6 protein-coding genes are annotated in these 5,306 nt (G+C 45.6%); all 6 read left to right on the forward strand.

Annotated elements, in window-relative coordinates:
• Window positions 1–37: 37 nt before the first annotated feature.
• The gene (holB, locus tag AC37HE_RS09190; RefSeq protein WP_500782535.1) at window positions 38–1,162 is read left to right on the forward strand and encodes a DNA polymerase III subunit delta'; all 1,125 of its coding nucleotides are present in this window, start codon (window positions 38–40) and stop codon (window positions 1,160–1,162) included.
• Between the two features lie 209 nt (window positions 1,163–1,371).
• Window positions 1,372–2,616 carry a PSP1 domain-containing protein gene (locus AC37HE_RS09195; RefSeq protein ID WP_500782536.1) on the forward strand — a complete coding sequence of 415 codons (1,245 nt, stop codon included), beginning with the start codon at window positions 1,372–1,374 and terminating at the stop codon, window positions 2,614–2,616.
• 30 nt (window positions 2,617–2,646) lie between these two features.
• Entirely contained in the window at window positions 2,647–3,114 is a 468-nt protein-coding gene (locus AC37HE_RS09200) for a gliding motility lipoprotein GldH (protein WP_500782537.1), read from the forward strand.
• A gap of 56 nt (window positions 3,115–3,170) precedes the next feature.
• Window positions 3,171–3,911 carry a tRNA (guanosine(46)-N7)-methyltransferase TrmB gene (gene trmB, locus AC37HE_RS09205; RefSeq protein WP_500782538.1) on the forward strand — a complete coding sequence of 247 codons (741 nt, stop codon included), beginning with the start codon at window positions 3,171–3,173 and terminating at the stop codon, window positions 3,909–3,911.
• A 178-nt stretch (window positions 3,912–4,089) separates the two neighbouring features.
• A complete protein-coding gene (locus tag AC37HE_RS09210; protein ID WP_500782539.1) occupies window positions 4,090–4,422 on the forward strand; it encodes an MGMT family protein in 333 nt (110 codons plus the stop codon).
• A gap of 122 nt (window positions 4,423–4,544) precedes the next feature.
• A partial coding sequence (locus AC37HE_RS09215; protein WP_500782540.1) for a P-loop NTPase occupies window positions 4,545–5,306 on the forward strand: 762 nt, incomplete at its 3' end.

A 5,306-nucleotide genomic window follows, 5' to 3' on the forward strand; every position in this document is an offset into this window, starting at 1 on the left:
AATTTTCCTATTTTTGCTTGGACTCTAAAATCAGCCTATGTTTTTTCGCGACATTATTGGACAACAAGCTATCAAAGAACGATTCATCCAAACAATTAACGAATCCCGGATAAGTCATGCGCAACTATTTGCAGGTCCTGAGGGTTCCGGCAACCTGGCTTTGGCCTTAGCTTATGCCCAATATGTTTCGTGCACAAATAAGCAGAACGGCGATTCGTGCGGCACCTGCCCTTCGTGTAAAAAATATGCCCGACTGGCACACCCCGACCTTCATTTTGTATACCCGGTTGTAAAATCACCGAAATTTAAGGACCCGGTAAGTACCGATTATATTGAAGAATGGCGAAAGATGGTGCTTAACGGAGCTTATTTCAGCCTGGAGGACTGGTTCAATTTCATTGGAACCGACAATGCCCAAGGGATGATTTACTCGCAGGAAAGTGATGAAATCATCCGTAAGCTGAACCTGAAGTCCTACGAGTCGGAGTATAAGATCATGATCATCTGGATGCCTGAGAAGATGAACCAGTCGTGCTCGAACAAGCTGCTGAAGATGATTGAAGAGCCACCGTCCAAAACCTTATTCCTACTGGTTTCGGAAAGTGAAGAACAGTTGATCACGACCATCCGTTCGCGCTGCCAGTTAACCAAGGTGCCGGCAATCGACGAGCAAGAACTAGTTGCTCACCTGAACTCTCTTGCGGAAGCGGAAGGTAAAGATCCGTCGCAAATTGCTCACCTCAGCCGCGGAAACTATCGCAAAGTTATTCAGCTTTTGAGCCCCGACACAAAGGATCGCTACAACCTCGAAAAATTTAAAGAGTTGATGCGTTTGACATATGGCCGCAAGTTTATGGATTTGTTCGACTGGGTTTCGGAGCTCTCCAACATTGGTCGTGAAAAGCAGAAAAGCTTCCTCCAGTATGCTTTGGGGCAAATACGCGAAAATTTCGTTTATAACCTGAAGAACCCCAAACTGGTTTACATGGATGAAGAAGAACAGGCTTTCTCGTCCCGCTTCTCACCATTCATCAACGAACGGAACATTATGCCAATCACCGAAGAGCTTGAGAAATCCATTTTGCACATCACCATGAACGGAAACCCGCGCATCATCTTCACCGATATGGCCTTACGGATCGTTAAACTTATTAGAAAATAATGCAATTAAACGGATTTCGGATACTTAGAAGACCATATCCTCAAGACTTCGAATTCATTCTCTTGTCCGATTCAACAAATTCACATGCTGCATAAAACGCAAAGCCTATCATTTGCAGCTTTTTTTGTCGGCAATTATGATTATTTTTGAAGCCTGTTTCCCTGTTTTGCCGGTTATCGGCTAAGGCACTCAGAACTAATAAATCAACTATGGAAGATAATTATACAATCAACCGGGGATGTTGCAAAGGCGGAGCCGGCACATGCTCTAAGCTGGAAGTTCACGACTGGCTTAGCGACGTTGTGCACATGGCTACTGCAGACAGCATCGTCGAGGTTCGATTTAAAAATACCCGCAAAGAATATTTCAGAAACCACAGCAACATTAAACTGAAAGTAGGCGATATTGTTGCTGTTGAAGCGAATCCCGGTCACGACATTGGAGTTGTCAGCCTGACCGGCGAGTTGGTAAAACACCAGGTAAAAAAACACAAGGTGAAGCTGGTAAACGGAGATTTTCGCAAGATCTACCGAAAAGCCAAACAAGCCGACATCGATAAATGGAAAGAAGCCATTAGCCTCGAACACCGAACCATGATCCGATCGCGCCAGCTGGCAGCCGATCTGAATTTGGACATGAAAATTGGTGATGTAGAATACCAGGGCGATAAAACCAAAGCCATTTTTTACTACATCGCTGAAGGCCGCGTTGATTTCCGGCAGCTGATCAAAGTGCTGGCCGAAAATTTTCGTATCCGTATTGAGATGAAACAAATTGGTGCTCGTCAGGAGGCTGGTCGTATTGGCGGAATTGGTCCTTGCGGTCGCGAACTGTGCTGCGCAACCTGGATGAGCAACTTCGTGTCGGTAACAACCAATGCTGCCCGTTTCCAGGAAATTTCGCTGAACCCGCAAAAGCTAGCCGGGCAGTGTGGAAAACTGAAATGCTGCCTCAACTACGAGGTTGATTCCTATATCGATGCACAAAGAGACTTTCCACCAAATAATATTGCGCTGGAAGTAAAATCAGGCTTTTACAATTTCCTGAAGGCCGATGTTTTCAATCGAACCATGTACTATATCGGTACCGGCGAGAACAGCCTTTCCGGCCCGCAAGCAGTTTCTGTTGAGCGTGTCAAGAAAATCATCATGCTCAATAAGAAAGGTCAAAAACCGGAGAAACTGATTGAGGATGGAGACGGCGGAAGACCAGTTAAAAAGGCGAAAGAATTCGAAGATGTTTTGTCGGAAGACAGCTTAACCCGCTTCGATCAGCCCAGACCAAAACGCAATCGTAAGAAAAAGCGTACGCCCCGAAATCAAGAAGGTGGAGGTCAGCAAAGGGCTCCAAGAGCCGAAAGTACCCCGAATAAAAGCAGAGGCGGTGACACCAACAAAGGTCAAGGTCAACGTCCAAACAATCGTAGACGGAGAAAACCAAAATCTCAGTCCTGATGTTAACCTGTAAAACAAGATTGACTTAGCATGAGATTAAAATACGTCATCAGCATCGTTGCTTTGCTTTTTGCGATTGCTTCCTGTAAACAGAAAAAGGAATTTGAGGCCTATAAAACGCTCAACAGCTCCGGCTGGAACAAAGATTCAGTGGTTGTCTTCCCTATCGACCTGAATGACACTACCGGAAGCCATAACCTGTACCTGAATGTTCGCAATAATGGCAATTACGAATTCAGTAACCTATGGCTTTTTGTGAACATCAAGTCGCCCGATGGCAAGTTGCTGACTGATACGCTTGAATTTCAGCTGGCTGACCCGGCAGGTAAATGGCTGGGCAGTGGTATTGGGGACCTTTTCGACAATCAATTCCTGTATAAAAAGGACGTTTATTTCCCGGTTTCCGGAACCTATGAATTTTCCATTCAGCAGGGTATGCGTTCCAACCCGTTAAAGGGAATCCGGGATATTGGCATTAGCATCGAAAAGCAAAACTAAACCCCGGACAGCTTCTGTAAAAGTCCAAATATCTTAGAATCTGAAAATCTGGAGTAGTGGGAAAGAATAAATTGAAGAAATTTGCTGAAATGGAGACTTTTGCCAACACCGTGCAAAGTCCGATGCAGCACCCCGATCAGGAAGATCATGAACTGAAAGGAAACTGGAATAAAGACTTTTTCAAAAACGATAATCCAATCATCTTGGAACTGGGCTGTGGCAAAGGTGAATACTCCGTTGCGTTAGCTAAGTTCTTCCCCGATAAAAACTTTATTGGCGTCGACATTAAAGGTGCCCGCATGTGGAAAGGCGCCAAAATGGCCATTGAGCAAGGCGTAAATAACGTTGGGTTCCTGCGAACCAGCATCGAAATTATCCACAAGTTTTTTGCACCGGGCGAGGTTCAGGAAATCTGGCTCACCTTCCCCGACCCGCAAATGAAGAGCACCCGCAAACGGTTAACTGCAACGAACTTCATGGAAATTTACCGGAAGATTCTGGCACCGGACGGTATCATCAACCTGAAAACCGACAGTAACTTTCAATACCGGTACACCGTGGAAATGGTGAAAGAAAACCAGCTTGAAGTTGTTGCCAATACCGATAATCTTTACCAGTCCGACATTCTGAATGATGTCCTTTCCATTCAAACTTTCTACGAAAAACAATGGCGCGAACGCGGGATCGACATCAAATACATTGCTTTTAAACTGAGCCACGACAAGCCTCTGCACGAGTCGGATGTTGAAATTGAAAAAGACCCCTACCGCAGCTTCGGCCGGTCGGCGCGGGAGTAAGCTTCAAGTTTAAAGTTCCAGGTTTCGAGTTTAAACTTCGGAGTTTCAGTTCTAAATGGTTCACATCGGGTATTTAGCTTTTAATAGCTAACATACAACAACATGCATCTGGTATTTGAATTCTATTATCTATTGTCTAAAATCTGATGTCTGATATCTAAAAATCTAATAATCTGCAATGAGCGACTTCTTCGACATGGTTTACCAGGTTGTACGACTAATCCCGCCGGGACGTGTTACCAGTTACGGCGCTATTGCCCGTTACCTGGGTACCGGACAATCGGCGCGAATGGTCGGCTGGGCAATGAACAAAGCCGGCTCGCAGGCGGTTTATGTTCCCGCACACCGGGTTGTCAACTCCCATGGCCTGTTAACCGGCAAGCATCATTTTGGCGGTTCTACAACCATGGAAGATTTGCTTTTGAGTGAAGGAATCCGGGTCGAAGACAATCAAATTATTAACTTTGCCGAAGTTTTTTGGGACCCGGCCAACGAATTGGGATTGCCCTGAAAAATGAGTCGTGAGATTCGAGTCGTGAGTCGTGAGAAAATAGATGTTAGTATCAGCAATACTCAATACTCAATACTCAATACTCAATACTCAATACTGTAAAAAATTAACAGAAATAACCCATGAGTGAAGCACGCAAAATAATTGTTCCGAAACATGTAACCGACACCTTAAGCAAGGTGATGTATCCGGGTTCGAAAGAAAATATCGTAGCCATGGATATGGTTCAGGAAATCCGCATTGCCGGCAAAAAGATCACCTTTTCGCTGGTCTTTCAACGTTCCGACGACCAAAATATTCCGGTGGTTGTGAAAGCTTGTGAAGATATGTTGCTGGCCGAGCTTGGCAACGATATCGAGATTCGCGGTAACATTACTGCAAAAGCGATCCATCAGATGGAACGCCCTATTCTTCCTAAAGTCAAAAACATTATTGCCGTATCCTCGGGCAAAGGTGGTGTAGGCAAATCAACCGTATCGGTAAACCTGGCTGTTGCACTGGCAAAGACAGGCGCCAAGGTTGGTTTGATCGATGCCGATATTTATGGCCCTTCCATTCCAAAAATGTTTGGTGTGGAGAGCGAACGCCCGGGAGGCGTGGTGATCGACGGCCGCGAGCTGATTGAGCCTGTTGAGCAATTTGGCGTAAAAATGTTATCGATTGGTTTCTTTGTCTCACAGGATGATGCGTTAGTATGGCGCGGCCCAATGGCTTCGAACGCCTTGAAACAACTAATTAAAGACGGCAACTGGGGAGAACTCGACTATATGCTGATCGACCTTCCGCCGGGAACCAGCGACATTCACCTCACCCTGGTACAAACCGTGCCGGTAACAGGAGCCATCATTGTTACTACACCGCAGGATGTGGCCCTGGCCGATGTG

The sequence above is a fragment of the Mangrovibacterium sp. genome, from assembly GCF_059905295.1.

Excerpts from the sequence above, each read along its gene's own strand:
- holB (WP_500782535.1), top strand. The coding sequence starts at position 38 with ATGTTTTTTCGCGACATTATTGGACAACAAGCTATCAAAGAACGATTC.
- AC37HE_RS09195 (WP_500782536.1), top strand. The coding sequence starts at position 1,372 with ATGGAAGATAATTATACAATCAACCGGGGATGTTGCAAAGGCGGAGCC.
- AC37HE_RS09210 (WP_500782539.1), top strand. The coding sequence starts at position 4,090 with ATGAGCGACTTCTTCGACATGGTTTACCAGGTTGTACGACTAATCCCG.
- AC37HE_RS09200 (WP_500782537.1), top strand. The coding sequence starts at position 2,647 with ATGAGATTAAAATACGTCATCAGCATCGTTGCTTTGCTTTTTGCGATT.